Genomic DNA, 19,396 nt, shown 5'->3' on the forward strand with positions numbered 1-19,396 from the left:
CACACTTTACAATCTCATTAATAAATCCCTTGCAATCATAGTTGTAAGGGATTTTTTTTTGCTTTGTTACGCTTTCGCGAAAGCGGAATTTCAATAAACATCTAAAAAAGTTCCAACTACCAGACAACCTTTTTAAAACACTCTCGTCTTTATAAGTAGAAAGCATGTAAATTGTGAAAGTGATACAACTATATACTAACGAGAAAAAGCTGATTCAAAAAGCTGCCCAAGGCGATAGAAAATCGCAGAAGCACCTATTTGATAAGCACGCACCTAAGATGTTGAGTGTATGCCGTCAGTATATCTCGCCAGTAGAGACTGCTGAAGAAATCATGTTAAATGGATTCTTTAAAACCTTTACAAAATTAGACAGCTTTTCTCATCAAGGCAGCTTTGAAGGCTGGGTGCGCAGGATTATGGTAAGAGAATGTATCGATCACTTGAGAAAGAAAGATCCTTTTAAATTTAAGGATGAGATCGATGAGCAAAAAATAGGTTGCGAAGATATAGACGAAGAAGAATCTGACTTGCCACTAGATCTTATACAAGAATGTGTAGATAATTTACCCCATGGATACAAAAGCGTCTTTATGATGTATGCCGTAGATGGTTTTAAACACAAAGAAATTGCACAAGCTTTAAACATAAGTGAGAACACGAGTAAAACACAGTATCGCAAGGCTAGAATAATGTTACAGGCCGAAGTACAACAAATAAGAAAGCAACGTTATGAAGCTTAAAAACATAAAAAACTCTTTTAATAATCGTGAGATAGAACCTAGCGCTGGCGCATGGGATCAACTAGCAGCACGATTAGATCAAGAAGAAAAGAACAAGAAAAAACCATTTATATATTGGTTGGGTGCTATTGCGGCTATTTTTATTTTAGGTGTGGTTTTATATCCGTATTTAAATGGTGATTCTATACCACTAGAAAATAATGAAAACACCATCGTTTTAGAAGACACAACTCCTACTAAAGAATCAACCGGTAAAAAGAGCGATATAGCCTTAGAAAATAAATTAGATTTTGAAGAAAAAACAGAAAGCTCTGTAGAGAAACAATTAATCAAAAACACAACTCCTACCGCCGTATCAGAAAAAAGAAAACAAAAAAGACCTTCTCACATTGCTAGCGTTTCTAAAACAATAGTAAATAAGCAAATAGTAAATGAAGAATCAACTGTAAAGAAGATAAAAACAAACTCCTCTATAGAAGACAACAGCATCAATCCTTTATTATCTAATCCTATTGCACAAATAACACCTAAGAAACTTACTGCCGAAGAAGAAATGGAATTGCTTTTAAATGAAGCGATGCAAAATACTCCCAAGACAGTAATTGCAACTAAAGAATACAATATAGACCAACTGGTGCGAGAAAGTGAATGGGATCTAGAGGCAGATAAACGCAATAAAGTTAACAACGCCATCTTTAACCAACTAGGCAAACTTAAAAACGAAGCTCTTACACTGATTAGCAAGAAATAATCAACTCTTTTTTAAAATTTAAAAACAGCTGTTTTAAAAACGGACAGCCACACTTATATCTAAAAACCACTATTATGAAAACAAATCAACTATTATTCATCACAGTGATACTCATGATTATCACGACCTCCATCTCTTATGCTCAAGAAAACGCAAATGAAAATTATGTTTCCATTGAAAAGAGACTAGATGCCGAAATACTCAAAATGAGAGAACAAGCGGTTGAACACGAAGAAAAGCAAAAAGAAAAGCTTAAAAATAAAATTGAAGAAATAAATAAGCTATTGGATAAAAATGAAATATCTAACGGAGAGGCTAATACACAAAAAAAAGAAGCTGCCGAAAATGCAGCTCAAGGTATCATTGCATACCAACAATTAATGGATTCCAAAATAGACTACATGAGAGCAAGAAATGTAGTAGAAAAAAGTGGACAATGGGTAGAACTAAACCCAATAGACTACGAGGTAAAGATTTTTAACGAACACAATAGAAATTATAAAAAATACCAACGCACTCATTCTGGATTAGTTCTAGGCTTAGGTTACAATTATATGAATGGAGACAATCTAGACATAGATGACTTTAGTTATAAAAACAACAATTTCCTACAATTGGGTCTTCAATTTTCTACACGATTAAACAAAGACAAAGGTTTGTTTAGAGTAAAGTATGGTCTAGACATGATCTTGCATTCTACCGAATTAAATGGAAACAGAGCAGTTACTATCGGCGGTTCGAACACAAACATCGAACCTATAGGTTTTGATGTTAAAAAGGCTCAATTCACTCAACTACAATTTGTAGCTCCATTTCACTTAGTAATAGGAGGAAGTAATCGTAAAGACTATGAAGATGGTCGTGTAAGATTTGATTATTACGACAATTGGGAATTCGGATTAGGTGGATTTGCAGGATTTAATGTTTCCTCAACTTTGAATTATAAATTTAAGCAAGACGGAAGAACGGTACGACAGGAAACTACAAATGCTTTTGACACTAATCCTTTTGTTTACGGACTTGATGCCTATGTTAGTAAAGGTTCCATCTCCTTGTTCGGTCGTATGAATTTAAATGATGTGTTTAAATCTGGATCTGTAGATGCTCAGTATGTGAGTTTCGGTATACGATTCCAATAACTTTATTTTAATCTAGCCAGTAAAGTCCTTGCGTTAAATCGTAAGGGCTTTTTTTTAGTTTAAAACATATTAGATATTAATTATGTCTCCATCTATTATTCAGCGATACTATGCGTAAGGCTTACTTTTAATTGCTGGCTCATTCTTTGTAGAGTTTATAGAAGGAGATCTATGAAAATAATAACCTATTCATATTTTAGCACTAGTATCAACTTTGTTGTAAAGAAGAAGAAGAAAGACTACGACAGAACTTTAGTTTTAAACTTTCACCCTACGTTGTGATATAAAGTAAAGCTAAATCATATTATTTAAACTCTAAAAGAGCGTTGTTTTGATACTATCTATCACTGTATAGAAATACATATATAGATGGTTATTAGTCTCGCTTTCGCGAAAGCGGAACTTTCATAAAGTTTAACTAGAAAATAAGGCACAAAAAAAAGCCTTTCAGAAAACTGAAAGGCTTTTAATAATGAGGTTGCTTTACAATTAAGCCATAGCATTCACTTGCTTTGTAAGCTTAGATTTAAGGTTACCTGCTTTATTAGCATGTATAACATTATTCTTAGCTAGCTTATCAAGCATAGAAGTTACTTCTGTAAGAAGCTTTTGAGCAGCTGTCTTATCTTCTGTTTCTTTTAACGCTTTGATTGCATTACGCGTAGTTTTGTGCTGATACTTATTTCTAAGTCTCGCTACTTCATTTCTACGAATTCTTTTTAAAGCACTTTTGTGATTTGCCATATCTTGTAAAACTTGATCCTTTTATAGATCGATTTAATTTGTAGCCCGTAGGGGAATCGAACCCCTCTTACATGGATGAAAACCATGCGTCCTAGCCGATAGACGAACGGGCCATTGCGTTTGCTCGTTTAAGCGGTTGCAAAGATAGTCCCTTTTTTTAATTGCGCAATAGAAAAATGAAAAAAATTCAATTTTTTTTTGATTTTAATTAATACGCCTTTGCAAAAAGCACTCTTTTATTAGACTTCTTCCCAGTAAACACGCACTCTCCAGGCTCTTCTACAGCATCCAGAGGTATACATCTAATTGTTGCCTTAGTAAGATCTTTTATTTTATCCTCGGTCTCCATAGTTCCATCCCAGTGTGCAGAAATAAAGCCACCTTTAGCTTCTAGAACCTCTTTAAACTCATCAAAACTATTTACTTCAGTAATATGAGTATTTCTATAATTCAATGCCTTATCATGAAGCGCTTGCTGTATTTCGGCTAATAAATCTTTAACCTTAGTTGCAATTCCGTCTATAGAAGTAGTTTCTTTAGAAAGTGTATCTCTACGTGCTAGCTCTACCGTACCATTTTCTAGATCTCTAGAACCTATAGCTATTCTTAAAGGAACACCTTGTAATTCATGCTGCGCAAATTTTGCTCCAGGCCTTAAAGTATCTCTAGAATCAAATTTAACGGTTACACCTAAAGATCTTAACTCTTTAACAATACCGTTCACTACTTCTGAAATAGCCTCTAATTGTTCTTCATTTTTAAAAATAGGAACAATCACTACCTGATTAGGTGCCAAGTTAGGAGGCAGTACTAATCCTTGATCATCACTATGCGTCATGATAAGCGCGCCCATTAATCTAGTAGACACACCCCATGATGTTGCCCACACATGTTCTTGCTTCCCTTCTTTAGAAGTGAACTTTACGTCAAAGGCTTTTGCAAAATTTTGACCTAAGAAATGACTCGTCCCAGCTTGTAGCGCTTTTCCATCCTGCATTAAAGCCTCAATACAATAAGTCTCATCTGCTCCAGCAAAACGTTCACTTTCTGTTTTTAACCCTTTAATAACTGGAATAGCCATAAAGTTCTCTGCAAAATCAGCATAGATATCATTCATTTGTTCTGCCTCGGCAATAGCCTCTTTTTTAGTGGCATGGGCTGTATGTCCTTCTTGCCATAAAAATTCTGCAGTACGGAGAAACAATCTGGTCCTCATCTCCCATCTCATAACATTTGCCCATTGATTAATAAGCAATGGTAAATCTCTATACGACTGGATCCAACCTTTGTAGGTATTCCAAATAATAGCCTCACTAGTAGGTCTTACTACCAGCTCTTCTTCTAACTTTGCATTAGGATCTACTCTTAACTTACCTGGATTATCTGGATCATTTTGCAGTCTATAATGTGTTACAACAGCACATTCTTTTGCAAATCCTTCAGCATTTTTTTCTTCTGCTTCAAAAAGACTTTTCGGAACTAGTAATGGGAAATAAGCATTTTGATGGCCAGTTTCTTTAAACATGCGATCTAATTCCGCTTGCATTTTCTCCCAAATAGCATAACCATACGGCTTAATAACCATACAACCTCTTACGGCGCTATTTTCTGCAAGATCTGCTTGAACTACTAGTTCGTTATACCATTTAGAGTAGTCTTCGCTACGAGTCGTAAGGTTTTTACCCATAATATTTATTTTGGCACAAAACTTGTGCTATTATTAGAACTTTGTTAATTGCTTTTTATGCTTGACAAAACTACTTATTTTTATCAAACGCTATCAAATAAATATATCATGAAAAAACTTAACTTAAGAAATACTGCTTTTTACAACACAGCAGCAATGATTTTACTAGCTGCTGTAATCACCTCTTGCGGTTCTTACCAAAGTGTTTCATACAATGATGGAATTTATGGTGATAACGATTACAATACTACTACAGAAAATCCTGAACCAGTAGGATATGAAGATAATTCCTCTTCTTATTATCAATCTTTATTTCAAGAAGGTGCAGATAGCCATGGAAATAATTTTTCTGAAGAAGCTGTTTTTACAGATGTAGAAAACTACTCATCAAGCAGTTATAACGAATCTGACCCTGACTACACAGCTAGTTATGGTGGTGGTGAGCCTGGATGGGGCACTAACCCTTCAGAGGTAACTGTTAATTATTACAGCAGTGGCTGGAATAACGGATTCGGTTGGGGAAATGGTTTCTACGGAAACGGTTTTGGATACAATAACTGGGGCTGGAATGGTGGTTTCTACGGTTTCAATAGATTTGGTTGGAACAATTATGGCTATGGAGGTTTTTACGGTAACAGATTCGGCTACGGATGGAACAACTACGGATACAATGGTTTTTACGGTAATTATTATGGCGGTTACTATGGAGGATACTTTGGTAATGGATATAATAGATATTACAGAAACAACAGACGTAATAACGTAAGCGGATATGCTTATCAAAACTCTAATCGAGGATCTAGAGGACAATTACTAAACTCTAGAGGTCGTTCTACTTACAATGGAAGAAGCGCCACTTATAGCAGAAACAATACTACAAGCGGTCGCTCTACTGCTACCACTAGAAGCGCTACTAACAGCAGAAATCGTTCAACCAGAGCTAGTAATTCTAGATCAACTACTACAAGAAGAAGTACCACAACGCGTAGATCTTCTTCTACAGTAAGAAGAAGCTCTAGTCCTACGAGAAGCAATACGGGAACAATGAGAACTACAAGATCTACAAGAAGTAATACGGGAACGATGAGATCTTCTGGATCTTCTAGCCGTTCCTCTAGTAGAGCAAGATCATCTAGCTCTAGCTCAAGATCTTCAAGCGGTTCTAGATCAAGTGGTAGATCTTCTGGTAGAAGAGGTTAATATTCAAACATTTAAAACATGAAAAATATTTTAATTTTAAGCGCGCTATTTGCTAGCGCGTTTTTTAGTAGCGCCCAGAGCGTAAGTGATGGATTACTTTATACAGGTCAGGATTTAAAAGGAACAGCTCGCTATAGAGGTTTAAGTGGTGCTTTTGGAGCATTAGGTGGCGACCTTAGTGCCATAGGATCTAACCCTGCAAGTTCTGTAGTTTTTGCAAATAATTATGCCGGTGTTTCTTTAAATTTTACCGGTAGTGATAACACATCAAATTATTTTGGCACAACAACATTTTCTGATGAATCTGACATAGATATAAATCAAGCAGGTGGCGTGTTAGTTTTTCAAACGCCTGAGAACAGAACGGTGACTAAATTTGCGATGAGTCTCAATTACGACACGACTAGAAACTTTGACAACTCTCTAAGAGTAATAGGAACAAGCCCTACCTCTATATCACAATATTTTTTAAATAATGCATCTGGCATAGCCGTAGACAATTTTACCGTTAGAACTGCCGAAGGTGAAACAACAAGCGATCTATATCGCTTTTTAGGACAAGATTTAGGATTCGGAGCACAACAAGGCTTTTTAGGTTATGAATCTTTTTTAATCAATTCTACCACAGACAGCCCTAATGGAAATACTGATTTAACTAACACTGTTTACACCAGCGCTACTGGAACAGGCAGTTTTAATCAAGATTACCTGGTTGAAACAACTGGTTACAACAGCAAATTCAGTTTTAACGGCGCACTTGAATTAAATAAAAAATGGAATCTAGGTATCAACCTCAACTCTCACATTATAAGTTCAGAGAGATTTACAAGTATAGAAGAAAGAAATTCTAATACTGACGCTACGATAACCGACGTGAGATTTGACAACCGCTTATCTACCGAAGGTAACGGATTTTCTTTTCAACTAGGGATGATAGGTAAAGTTACTGACAACATAAGAATAGGTGCTACTTATGAATCACCTACATGGTACACCATAGAAGAAACACAAATTCAAGAAATCACAACCATAAGCAATGATGGAGCAATAGCGACTGTATCACCTAATGTCTTAAACGTATTTGCTCCATATGAATTAAGATCACCAGGAAGCGTTACTGGTAGCATCGCTTATATATTTGGTAAAAAAGGACTATTAAGCCTGGATTACACTTCTAGAGATTATAGCCAGCTTAAATTTAGCCCAGACGATAGCGATCTATTCGTAAACAACAACGCTTTTATTGACAGCAACCTTTCTAGAGCATCGAGTGTAAGAATAGGTGGTGAATACCGTATAAATAACTGGACATTAAGAGGTGGATACCGTATAGAAGAATCTCCTTATGATAATAAAGCTATCATGGACGATCTTACAGGTTACAGTCTAGGCTTAGGTTACTCATGGGGTAAAACTATTCTAGATATTTCTTATGACCATTCTGAAAGAGATTACAGTCAGCAATTATTTGACAGTGGTCTAGACACACCAGCTGGCGTTCTTAATGAGCTTGATAATATTGTGGTAACTTTAGGTTTTAATTTATAAATAGCTTCTCGCTTCTCCTATAGCGACACACAAAAAAACACAGAGCATCTACTATGAAGTAGATGCTTTTTTTATGGACCTAAAATCTCTAAACAAAGATACTAACGCGTAAAATCGACCTGAAATAAAACAATGTATCAAAGCATCTTTTTACAACACACCGTATAGGTAATAACCTAATAGACTACAAAAAGATATAAAAGACACGATAAAAAGAACTATTGAAACCCATCAATAGAGTAAATTAATTATTGTGAAGATGGTAGTAATTCCGCTTTCGCGAAAGCGGAACTGATATCTAACTAAAAATAACTTATCTGGAACACGACCTTTATAAACGCAAAAAGCACATCTTAATCGATGTGCTTTTTATATTTATGAGTAGTGATCTCTTACCTTTTCATTGCAAAGTGACCAGAAGCCTCTCTTTGCTCTCCATCAAATGCATATTCAATTTTAAACCAATAATCTGTACTAGGTAAAGGCTGGCCATTATAATTCCCATCCCATCCTGGACCTGCTACATCCAGTTGTTTAATTAGCTTTCCATATCTATCAAAAATATAAAGAACCGTACCTGGTAAGCGATCTCCACCTACTATGTTCCAAGTGTCATGAATACCGTCTGCGTTAGGCGTGAAATAATCTGGATAACCGAATACGAATATATCCACCACTATCTCGCCACAACCACTTCTCTCTGCTATGGTTACCGTATGCGGTCCAGGCTCTACATTATTAAATGTACCATTATTTACATAAGGACCATCATCTAGCCTAAACCAGTATTGATCTGGACCTTCAGCAGTTACTATTACTTGATGGTCTTTATCAAAAGGATCTGTAGTAATATCGATATCATATACATCTGGAACGCTAGAGATGCGCACATTAGTCGTCTCATTATTAGAACAACCTGTAACAACATTAGTTGCTATAACTTCATAATCACCACCTTCAGACACATCTATAGACGCTATACTTGCAGCTATTGCCGTACCATCTAGTGACCACTCAAAGGAATAATCTGTATTATTTAAACCTGTATCCAAGGTTACAGGACCATTTACTAGGTTACCAACTTCATCCAGACAAAGCACATACTGATCTAATAAAGAAGGAGCAGGAAGTTCATTAAATATAAGATCTAGAGTTGTGAAACTAAAACAGTCTGTATTATCGTCATCTACTCTTACTATTAAAGTAGTGTCCGAAGAGTAATCAAAGTTTCCAGTGATTCCGTTTACTTGATTATCAGCATCAGTCTGATTTGTGTAGTAAACCACTGTAGAACCTACTTGTCCTGTTGTTACCTCAGCACTTGCCAGACTAACATCTACCGTAGCCGTTCCATTACCGTTATCACAAGATTCTAATGCGTTAGGTACAATAGCTATAGGCGCATCTACTGCCTCAATAGTAAAATCTCCCATAGCAAAACAGCCTGTCGCCGTAAATTCTATTCTATAATAAATAGTTTGTGGGCTACTAGTATTATCATAGCTAGCATCATTCAATGCATTCACACCAGACAACGCGTCGGCTTGAGCATCGTGAAATGTAACAAGTGTACCTACTTGTCCATTTGTTATTTGAGTAGTTGTCTCACTCAGGATAAATGTTGCAGCGCCATCGCCATCTTCATCACACTCTTCTATTAAAAAAGTAGGAATAGTGACTGGCACATCGCCTACTATTAAATCAAATGTAGTCGTGTCTGAACAGCCTGTTACATTATTCTCTACCGATACCGTTATCGTTTCTGGACTAGAAACATTTACATAAGGCGAAGTAATTGCGCCAGATGCATTACTGTAAGTAATTGTATAATCTGCAGGATTTAATCCATTTAAAATAGTCGCGTCGTTTTGTGTTAAATCAAAAGACTCTACTCCATCACCGCTAGGATCATCACATAAAGTAAGGTCTGGAGCACTGGTTATAGTAGGTGATTCATTGATAATTAAATCAAATGATGTAGAAGCAGTACATAGTACATTTTCCAAACTCTCAACACGTACATATATTGTTTGTGGATTTGAGATATTAGTATAAGATGTAGTAGATAATGGATTTGCTCCACTATCAGCATCTGCTTGTGATTCATGATAAGAAACTATAAACATTAAAGGGTCTTGTGCTTGCAATACTTGTGCTGTATAAGCATCAAATTGAAAACCACCTAAACCATCGTTACTTGAGTCATCACACACCTCAACATCTGGTAAAGGATTTGCGATAGCTAATGCATTTACTACTAACTGAAATGACCCTGTACTGTCATCACAAAGTGAATTAACACTATTAACTATTCTAACGTATATCGTTTGAGGACTAGACGTATTTTGATAATTTGCTTCATCAATTATGGCATTAGTTCCCGATTGAGCGTCTGCTAGAGTTTCATAAAACTCAACATTAAATAAAGCAGGATCTTGTCCATTTAGGATACCTACCTCTTGACTATTAAGGTCAAATATATCTACACCATCGTTGGTAACATCATCACAAACTACCATGTCATCAACTACATTGTAAACTGGCTGAGCAACAAGAGCTATTTCAAAACTCATGTCTGCATTAAAACAATTTGATGTAAGATCACTTTCTATCCTCACAAAAATAGTCTGAGGAGAAGATGTATTCCCATAAGCAGCAGGATTCATAATAGGATTTGCTCCTATTAAAGCATCTGCTGGAGAGGTGTGATAAGTTATTAGATAGTTTAAAGGGGCAGCCGGAGTTCCTTGAGCCTGACCTGCTATAATAACAGGTTCATTAACCGTTAAATCAAAAAGCTCTACACCATCATTAGCAAAATCGCATAATTCTAGATCTTGTAAAACAACTGTTTGTGGTGCTGGAGCAACAATTATATCAAATGTTCCTGTAGCATTACAAGTAGCATCTGTACTGTTTTCTATTCTCACATATATAGTTTCTACAGGAGAAATTACATTTGTGTAAGCATCAGGATTAACGATAGCATTTACGTTATTATCAGCATCTGCTTGTGTTGTGTGAAAAGTAACAATATTATCTGCAGGATCTTGTCCGTTTAAAATCCCAGCAGACTGAGAAGTAAGATCAAAAACTTCAAAACCATCGTTTGTAGAGTCATCACAAAGAACCAGATCATCCACAGGTGTAAAAACAACATTCCCTATTCTTATCTCAAAAGAATCTAGATTATTACAACCACTCGCTCCTTCTGTAATTCTAGTATAGATAGTTTGAGGGTTTGATATATTGGTATAAGCAGTAGGGTTAGTAATAGGATTGGTATTATTTTCTGCATCAGTAAGGGTTTCAAAATAACTAACTACATGGTTCGTACCACTAAGACCATTTAAAATAGGAGCATCATTAACCGTTAAATCTACTACCGCGGTAGAACCAGTAGGATCACAAATAACAATATCGTTAGGTGCACCTGACAGTATAGGAGCAACAACATCTATACATACTTGCTCTGTATAAGAACAACCGTGATTATCTGTAAACACATAATCATAACAGTTTAAACCCTCCATTGATGGTGTCACAGAAACGATATCACCTGTATTCATAGCTATATCTGGATTTGCTTGCCATGCTGCGGTAGTCTCAAGAGGTGTAAAAGAAAGATCTGAAGGAATAATCGCTGGGTCGAAATTAAGCCCCCAATAGAAAATATTACCATTGTCAGATGTTAAATTATCTGTGATAGTAATACACCACGACCCATTTAATGGAGAGCCTATAAAAGTACTATATGGATCTACAGGCAAGTAATCCCCAGCTGGTATAGTAGTATTACTACCAGCAGCTTGTATCCACGTTTGTGTTGCACTTTCTGTAAAAACATAGTCAAAACCTGTTCCTGCAGTAAGATCTGCATCATTATCAATAGGTATACCCAAGAAAGTAGAACCACCACCACTTGTATGAAGATCTACTGATGTACCATTAGGAGCATTAACCGTAACTTGAAGATCACCTAGGTAAGAATGTTCCATATTAAGAAATATATCTACGATGTCGCTAGCACTAGTGACTAATGCCCCAGGAGCAAATAAATCTACATCAATACATGTTACATAACTCACACCGTTACCATCAGGTAAAAATGTTAAACCTGTTACTGGTGGAGAAACTGGTATAGCAAACTCCTGCGCAGTAACTACACCTCTAAGAGTAGTCGATTCTCCAAAACACAGGACGGTATCGTCTGCCATGGTACCTGTAAAATCAGGATCTGTAGAGACTTGAACTACTAAATCTATTTCATCTCTATCTGTACAATCATTACTATCTGTAACAACAAATCTTGTTTGATATATTCCAGACGCTGTATATGTTTCTGTTTGAACTTGCCCCATATTCAACCCATTACCATTTGCTAGGTCCCATTCATATGTTGCACCAGTTCCATCGATACTAAAAGTTGCAGACCCATCAAAGGTCACTGTATCTCCTTGACATATTCTTAGTATACCATCTGCATCAATTGCTGGAGTAGTAGTTATAGAGGTCGTAATCGTCTGACATGGGTCAAAACAAGTTCTTCTTGCTCTCCATCCAGAACTCACTCCAGAACCATTAGAGACAAATCTTACTGTAAGACATCCCGTAGGGTTAGCTGCACTAGCTTCAAACAAACCTGCCGCTGCAGTAGTGTCAGTAATAGTACCTAATACTGCAGCTGCTGTAGAATCTCCATCATAGATAGTTACCACATCACCAGCTAATAAACCGACCTGTAAAAAATCCAACTGCATTCTATCTGTATCAATAGCAGGACAGAAAACAGAAATATTATCTTCATTATTCAGGTAATTTTGATTACCCTGACTATCATTAAACACCGTTAAACCACAACCTACAAAACGAAATCCATTACCGCCATTAGTACCTTGAGGCATATTTATATTAGTCTGTGCTACAGAAAAATAAGAGCTAATTAGGATTAAAAAAAATAAGATTCTTTTCATCATTTACAGTTTTGAATATGAGTGGGCTTTTTTCTAAACAACAAATATGAGAAATATTGTTAACTATTACTTAACGTAACATAGTTAATCTTAGTCTAAATCTAACAAAACAATGCACTTATGCCTTTCAATGTGTAAATTTGCATTTAAAATAAATTGCCGCTATTAATTGCAGTACCTATATGAAAATTGACGACCTATTAGATAATATTGAAGATCACGATCACCTTTCTTCAAACGAGCAAACCCCTTTACGTCCAGATGCATTTGAATTAAGCGATGCTGATAAAATAGAATCTATAAAAAAAGATGTCTATAGTATACTAGAAACTCTAGGTATGGACATGACAGACGACAGCATTAAAGGAACACCTAATCGTGTTGCAAAAATGTTTGTGAATGAAATTTTTGGAGGTTTACGCCCAGATAAAAAACCTAACGCTAGTACTTTTGACAACAAGTATAAGTATAATGAGATGCTAGTAGAAAAAGACATAGTGGTTTATTCTACATGTGAGCATCATTTATTACCTATAGTAGGTCGTGCACACGTTGCCTATATTTCTAACGGTAGCGTAGTAGGACTTTCTAAGATGAATCGCATCGTAGATTATTATGCAAAACGTCCACAGGTTCAAGAACGTCTTAATATACAGATTGTACGTGAGTTACAAAAAGTAATGAATACAGAAGATGTAGCGTGTATTATAGACGCAAAACACCTTTGTGTTAACAGTCGTGGTATTAGAGATATAGAGAGCAGTACCGTTACAGGAGAATTCGGTGGTAAATTTAAAGATCCAGAAGTAAAAAGGGAATTCCTAGATTACATTAAAATGGAGACCAAGTTTTAAATCACCCATTTACTTAGAATAAATTTAAAATCTAAACTAGCAATTAAGCTCTATTAGATATTTACGTTTATTTTTGAGAATAATTAGTATTGAGATTCCGCTTTCGCGAAAGCGAGATCAACACCATCAACATCACATAAAAACAAGTCATGGCGCTTTATCAAGACAATGAATTAAGGATTTACAATTCCATAAAAGGCGAAAAAGAGGTTTTCAAATCGATTACTGAAGGTCGCATAGGAATGTACGTTTGTGGACCTACCGTTTACAGCAATGTACATTTAGGAAATTGCCGTACGTTTATCAGTTTTGATATGGTTTTTAGATATCTTAAACACTTAGGGTATAAAACACGTTATGTACGTAACATTACAGACGCCGGCCACTTAACAGATGACGCAGATGAAGGTGAAGATAAAATTTCTAAAAAAGCAAGGTTAGAAAAAATAGAACCTATGGAAGTAGTACAGCAATACACGCTGGACTTTCATACGGTAATGAAGCAATTTAATGCCTACCCACCTAGTATAGAACCTACTGCTACAGGTCACATAGTAGAGCAAATAGAGATTATTAAAACGATCATGAAAAATGGATATGCCTATGAAAAAAATGGCTCTATCTATTTTAACGTGGTTAAATTTAATGAAGACCATGAGTATGGTAAATTAAGTGGTCGCAATCTAGAAGATATGATGGCCAACTCTCGTGAACTGGCTGCTCAAAGCGATAAAGAAAACCCAGCAGACTTTGCTTTATGGAAAAAAGCAAGTCCAGAGCATATTATGAGATGGCCTAGTCCATGGGGTGATGGTTTTCCTGGCTGGCACCTAGAATGTACAGTAATGAGTTCTAAATACCTAGGAGAAACATTTGACATACACGGTGGTGGAATGGATCTTAAATTCCCACATCACGAGTGCGAAATAGCACAAGGTGAGGCCGCACATGGCCACAGCCCTGTAAATTACTGGATGCATGCAAACATGCTGACTTTAAACGGTCAGAAAATGTCTAAATCTACTGGAAATAGCATTTTACCGGTAGAGCTTTTTACTGGAGAAAACGACTTTATGCAAAAAGCATTTGCACCTAGTGTTGTGCGCTTTTTCATGATGCAAGCTCATTATAGATCTATTTTAGATTTTAGTAATGATGCAATTCTTGCTGCAGAAAAAGGTTTTAACAGACTTACAGAAGCAATGAAGGTTATGGATAAATTACCTGTATCTAAAACCTCTTCTATAGATCTATCTTCATGGAAAGCAAAATGTTATGCTGCCATGAATGATGATTTTAACACACCTATTCTTATTGCAGAGCTTTTTGATGCAGTAAAAATGATTCATTCTATCAATGATGGAAATGCAACCATCACAGCAAGCGATCTAGCAGACCTTCAAGAAACGATGAACGCATTTTTCTTTGATGTCTTAGGTCTACAAGACGCCAAAGAAGAAGGAAGCGCATCACTTAATAAAGGAATGGATGGTGCGATGAAATTAATAATCGACCTGAGAGCAACGGCAAGAGCTAATAAAGACTGGAGCACCAGTGATAAAATAAGAGACGAACTAGCTGCGGCTGGAATTTCTTTAAAAGATGGCGCTGAAGGGACTAGTTATAGTGTTGATTAAGGATTATTGATTAGAGATTTTTGATTTAAAACAAATCAAAAATCTCCAAAACTAAAAAGTAATTTCAGAAATTAAGACATCTATCTGGGTTTATGAAAAAAATACTAGCATATCCGTTTTTGTTGATTATCAGATTTTATCAGTCGGTGATATCACCTTTTACACCTGCTAGTTGTCGCTACTCTCCTACTTGTTCTCAATATTCTAAAGAAGCATTGATCAAACACGGTGCTTTTAAAGGTGGCTGGCTTGCTTTAAAGCGTATTTTTAGTTGTCATCCTTTTGGTGGTAGTGGTTATGATCCTGTGCCTTAGAAAATTTGACTGAGCGTCAGTCGAAACCTTTTTTTTTAGATCGTACAGTCTATTTTCGTAAATAAGCGTTCTCGACTGCGCTCGAACTGACATCAGTTTTTATTTTCAATTTAGATTTAGATTTAGATTTAAGTTTGAACTTGAACCTTCTTACCTTAGCATTAAAAATTAAAAATCTTGACTTCTACTCAAATACTTATTACCATAGCTTGTTACTTTGCAGTACTTGTTGCTATCTCATTTATTGTTGGTCGTAAAAGTGATAATGCCACTTTCTTTAGAGGTAATCGATCATCGCCTTGGTTTATTGTCGCTTTTGGGATGATAGGTGCATCGCTTAGTGGTGTGACCTTTATCTCAGTTCCTGGTGCGGTAGAAGAAGGTGCCATGAATTATTTTCAAGTAGTACTGGGTTATGTAGTCGGTTATTTAGTCATAGGTACTGTGCTATTACCACTTTATTATAAAATGAACCTCACTTCTATTTACAGTTACCTCAACGATAGATATGGAAGTGCTGCTCAATTTACCGGTTCTAGCTTCTTCATACTTTCTCGTGTGGTAGGTGCTAGTTTTAGATTATATCTGGTTGCTGGTGTGTTGCAAGAATTTGTGTTTGAAAGTATGGGTGTGGAGTTTTGGCAAACGGTTACCCTTACCGTCATTCTTATCTGGTTGTACACTTTTAAATCTGGAATCAAAACAATAGTCTGGACAGACACACTACAGACTTTGTTTATGTTAATAGCCGTAGGTGTCGGTATTTATTACATTTCAGACAGTCTTAACCTCAATGGTATCGGTGAGATTACTGGCTTTATAGCAGATAGTGATTTATCGCAAATCTTCTTTTTTGACGACTGGAAAAGTGGTCAGCATTTTGTTAAACAGTTTTTATCAGGTGCTTTTATTGCTATTGTAATGACAGGACTGGATCAAGATATGATGCAAAAAAACTTGACCTGTCGCAGCCTTAAAGATGCTCAAAAAAACATGTTTTGGTTTACTATTGTGTTGACTTTTGTGAACTTGTTATTCTTAGGATTAGGTGTTTTGCTTACCGCTTTTGCAAAAGCGGAATTAACAGGTGGCTACAAAGACAGTTTATTTGCTTGTATATCCGTACAAAGTGGCATGGGAATAGGTATAGGACTCGTTTTTATTCTAGGGCTGGTTGCCGCAGCATACTCTAGTGCAGACAGCGCACTTACTTCACTCACCACATCGTTCTCAGTAGATATATTACGATTAGAAAAAAACTATGATAAGAAAAAACAAAGCTGGATGCGCAAACTCGTTCACGTTGCTTTTTCTATTCTCCTCATACTTGTCATCGTGAGTTTTGAATATATCATTAAAGATGCAAGTGTGATTACAAAACTTTTTGTTTTTGCTGGATATACCTATGGCCCTTTATTGGGATTATTTGGATTTGGGATACTGACAAAGCTTCAAGTCAACCATAAACTTATTCCGTTTATTGCTATTGCATCGCCATTCATAGCCTATGCATTAAGCACCGCCGCTGATTATTACTTTGGGTTTGAATTTGGTTTCTTTATACTATTGCTCAATGGTTTCATCACCTTTTTAGGTTTATTAATCGCATCGGCATTTAGTAATCAAAAAGTTAGTATTGATGTGTCCCCAGCATAACTAGTGTACACGCCACTTCATGTTCAATATTGTGATCTGTCAGCTTTTGATAGAATTCAGGATTTTCTGTTCCTGGATTAAAAATAACACGCTCTGGTTTAAGGCTTATGATATAATCATAGTATTGTGGTTGCCTTTGCGCATTTAAATATAGGGTTACCGTATTTATCCCTTGAAAAGGTATAAGTTCCTTATGTATTTTTACGTCATCTACTAGCCCTTCACGCAATCCTATAGCGACAGTTTCTATATTAAACTTGCGCAATCGGTAAATAGCTATGTTAGAATAGCGTTCTTCTTTAAGTGACGCACCTAGTACTAGAGTTTTTTTAGACATTTTTATGATTTAATATGTAACAATATACAAAATAGATCGTCTTTTATAAAGAAGGACGTGATAAACCCTTCTGATTTATTTGGTTAATTGAATTTTATTGAAAAAGAAGAATTCAAAGGTTAATGTCTTTTACGTTTAAGACTTAAATTTAAAAGACACACATAATCGTATAATTCATAATTAATGGTTAGTGTTATTATACGATTTAGAAATCCCGAGCTTGCAGGCTCGGGATTTTGTATTTATATCATTTTCTATCCATAGGTGCGGACTTAAGTCCACACCTATGAATGAAACATGGTTTAAAGCTCGATATTTTCAATAATAGAACCTTCCCCATGATATTGCTTTTGATTTTTGACATAATCTGCCACCTGAGATACCTGACTTGAGCTAACGGAAAACGCACCATAGCCGCGCTGCCATTCAAAGCCGTTTAAAAATGAGTAATTCTCATTAAGGAATCTAGAGCTTTTACCTTTAATGAATCTCATCAAATCAGATAATGAAACTTTTGAGTCCATTTTTAATAATATATGGACATGGTCTGGCATACCATTAATCATTAAAGGAGTACAATCATTATCTTCTATAACAGACCAGATAAATGGGTATAACTTTTTCTCTATTGTATCAGAAATTAACACACCTCGATTCTTTGTACAAAATACAATGTGAATATAAACTTGAAGATTATTTTTGGACATCTTTAAAAATAATCAATTTGCTCAACTATAGGTGCGGACTTAAGTCCGCACCTATGGATGTTGTTACCATTTAATAATAGCACTACCCCAAGTAAACCCACTACCGAAAGCAGCAAGAACCACCGTATCTCCTTCTTTTACTTTACCTTCTTCCCATGCCTCACAAAGAGCGATAGGAATAGATGCAGCTGTAGTGTTACCATATTTCTGGATATTGTTATAGACTTTATCGTCTGTTAATTGGAATTTCTTCTGTATGAATTGAGATATACGCAAGTTAGCCTGGTGTGGCACAAGCATATCTATATCACCTACCTCTAGGTTATTTTTTTGAAGGCCTTCCATAATCACCTCACTAAAACGTCTCACTGCATTTTTAAATACAAACTGACCATTCATATAAGGATAATAAGGAATATCTTCTTGCGGATTCTCCTCTATTAATTGAGGTACCCAGTGCATAGTAGATGGTCCTTTAAGAGATAATTCTAGTGCATGTTTTCCCTCACTATGTAAGTGCGTAGAAAGGATACCCTGACCTTCATTTTCTGATCTAGTAAGAACTGCTGCTCCTGCTCCATCTCCAAATATTACCGTCACACCACGACCACGTGTAGAAAAATCTAAACCACCACTGTGATTCTCAGATCCTATTACGAGTACATTTTTATACATTCCTGTTTTAATAAACTGGTCTGCAACAGACAGTCCATAAATAAAACCACTACACTGGTTTCTTACATCCAGAGCTGGACAGGTATGAATACCCATCATTTCTTGTACTTGCACACCACAACCAGGAAAATAATAATCTGGAGATAGGGTTGCAAACACGATCATGTCGATGTCGTCCTTAGATATTTTTGCTCTTTCTAGAGCTATTTCTGCAGCTTTAACACCCATGGTAGCTGTAGAATTTCCATCGCCTTTTTTAATGTGACGACGTTCTTGGATTCCTGTACGTTCCTGTATCCAGGCATCGTTAGTATCCATTACTTTAGAAAGATCATCGTTAGTAACCACATTTTCAGGGACAAATTTCCCCATTCCGGCTATGCGAGAAGTATACATAAATTTGTTTTAAATCTTTCGCAAGATACGTGACAGTC

At 36.0% G+C, this 19,396-nt stretch carries 15 protein-coding genes and 1 tRNA gene; 9 read left to right on the forward strand and 7 right to left on the reverse strand.

Annotation, left to right across the window (positions count from 1 at the left end):
- Positions 1-179 precede the first annotated feature (179 nt).
- The 3 genes from ACJJVJ_RS07355 to ACJJVJ_RS07365 all read left to right on the forward strand — a co-directional run bounded on the left by ACJJVJ_RS07355 (position 180) and on the right by ACJJVJ_RS07365 (position 2,630).
- Entirely contained in the window at positions 180-740 is a 561-nt protein-coding gene (locus ACJJVJ_RS07355; RefSeq protein ID WP_405369731.1) for an RNA polymerase sigma factor, read from the forward strand.
- Positions 730-1,491: a hypothetical protein gene (locus ACJJVJ_RS07360; RefSeq protein WP_405369732.1), complete on the forward strand. Its 762-nt coding sequence runs from the start codon at positions 730-732 to the stop codon at positions 1,489-1,491. The genes ACJJVJ_RS07355 and ACJJVJ_RS07360 overlap by 11 nt, the downstream gene beginning before the upstream one ends.
- 74 nt (positions 1,492-1,565) lie before the next feature.
- Complete coding sequence (locus ACJJVJ_RS07365; RefSeq protein ID WP_405369733.1) at positions 1,566-2,630, forward strand: hypothetical protein; 1,065 nt, start codon at positions 1,566-1,568, stop codon at positions 2,628-2,630.
- A gap of 489 nt (positions 2,631-3,119) precedes the next feature.
- Here ACJJVJ_RS07365 and rpsT read toward each other — a convergent pair whose 3' ends face one another.
- From rpsT to proS, 3 genes are all read right to left on the reverse strand, one after another.
- A complete protein-coding gene (rpsT, locus tag ACJJVJ_RS07370; RefSeq protein WP_104516026.1) occupies positions 3,120-3,374 on the reverse strand; it encodes a 30S ribosomal protein S20 in 255 nt (84 codons plus the stop codon).
- 41 nt (positions 3,375-3,415) lie between these two features.
- Positions 3,416-3,487: transfer RNA gene (locus tag ACJJVJ_RS07375), tRNA-Glu, on the reverse strand.
- 95 nt (positions 3,488-3,582) lie between these two features.
- Positions 3,583-5,061, reverse strand: a complete 1,479-nt coding sequence (gene proS, locus ACJJVJ_RS07380) for a proline--tRNA ligase (protein WP_405369734.1) — start codon at positions 5,059-5,061, stop codon at positions 3,583-3,585.
- Between the two features lie 108 nt (positions 5,062-5,169).
- Here proS and ACJJVJ_RS07385 point away from each other — a divergent pair, with 108 nt between their 5' ends.
- Both ACJJVJ_RS07385 and ACJJVJ_RS07390 read left to right on the forward strand, forming a co-directional pair.
- Positions 5,170-6,261 carry a hypothetical protein gene (locus tag ACJJVJ_RS07385; RefSeq protein WP_405369735.1) on the forward strand — a complete coding sequence of 364 codons (1,092 nt, stop codon included), beginning with the start codon at positions 5,170-5,172 and terminating at the stop codon, positions 6,259-6,261.
- 18 nt (positions 6,262-6,279) lie between these two features.
- Complete coding sequence (locus ACJJVJ_RS07390; RefSeq protein ID WP_405369736.1) at positions 6,280-7,809, forward strand: OmpP1/FadL family transporter; 1,530 nt, start codon at positions 6,280-6,282, stop codon at positions 7,807-7,809.
- Between the two features lie 392 nt (positions 7,810-8,201).
- Here ACJJVJ_RS07390 and ACJJVJ_RS07395 read toward each other — a convergent pair whose 3' ends face one another.
- Entirely contained in the window at positions 8,202-12,782 is a 4,581-nt protein-coding gene (locus tag ACJJVJ_RS07395; protein WP_405369737.1) for a T9SS type B sorting domain-containing protein, read from the reverse strand.
- A 182-nt stretch (positions 12,783-12,964) separates the two neighbouring features.
- Here ACJJVJ_RS07395 and folE point away from each other — a divergent pair, with 182 nt between their 5' ends.
- The 4 genes from folE (at position 12,965) to ACJJVJ_RS07415 (ending at position 17,243) form a co-directional block, all read left to right on the forward strand.
- Positions 12,965-13,636: a GTP cyclohydrolase I FolE gene (folE, locus tag ACJJVJ_RS07400; protein ID WP_405369738.1), complete on the forward strand. Its 672-nt coding sequence runs from the start codon at positions 12,965-12,967 to the stop codon at positions 13,634-13,636.
- A 149-nt stretch (positions 13,637-13,785) separates the two neighbouring features.
- A complete protein-coding gene (cysS, locus tag ACJJVJ_RS07405) occupies positions 13,786-15,273 on the forward strand; it encodes a cysteine--tRNA ligase (protein WP_405369739.1) in 1,488 nt (495 codons plus the stop codon).
- 92 nt (positions 15,274-15,365) lie between these two features.
- On the forward strand, positions 15,366-15,587 hold the full coding sequence (gene yidD / locus ACJJVJ_RS07410; RefSeq protein WP_104516020.1) for a membrane protein insertion efficiency factor YidD: 222 nt from the start codon (positions 15,366-15,368) through the stop codon (positions 15,585-15,587).
- Between the two features lie 177 nt (positions 15,588-15,764).
- Positions 15,765-17,243 (forward strand): sodium:solute symporter, encoded by a 1,479-nt coding sequence (locus ACJJVJ_RS07415; RefSeq protein WP_405369740.1) that lies wholly within the window; start codon positions 15,765-15,767, stop codon positions 17,241-17,243.
- Here ACJJVJ_RS07415 and ACJJVJ_RS07420 read toward each other — a convergent pair.
- The 3 genes from ACJJVJ_RS07420 to ACJJVJ_RS07430 form a co-directional block, all read right to left on the reverse strand.
- On the reverse strand, positions 17,218-17,580 hold the full coding sequence (locus tag ACJJVJ_RS07420; protein ID WP_104516018.1) for a CoA-binding protein: 363 nt from the start codon (positions 17,578-17,580) through the stop codon (positions 17,218-17,220). The genes ACJJVJ_RS07415 and ACJJVJ_RS07420 overlap by 26 nt on opposite strands.
- Positions 17,581-17,882: 302 nt before the next feature.
- Entirely contained in the window at positions 17,883-18,287 is a 405-nt protein-coding gene (gene tnpA, locus ACJJVJ_RS07425) for an IS200/IS605 family transposase (RefSeq protein WP_405369741.1), read from the reverse strand.
- A 63-nt stretch (positions 18,288-18,350) separates the two neighbouring features.
- Complete coding sequence (locus ACJJVJ_RS07430; protein ID WP_104516016.1) at positions 18,351-19,358, reverse strand: 3-oxoacyl-ACP synthase III family protein; 1,008 nt, start codon at positions 19,356-19,358, stop codon at positions 18,351-18,353.
- Positions 19,359-19,396: the final 38 nt, after the last annotated feature.

Origin of the sequence: Nonlabens sp. Asnod2-A12 (assembly GCF_045063745.1) — a bacterium.
GTDB classification, from domain to species: domain Bacteria; phylum Bacteroidota; class Bacteroidia; order Flavobacteriales; family Flavobacteriaceae; genus Nonlabens; species Nonlabens xylanidelens.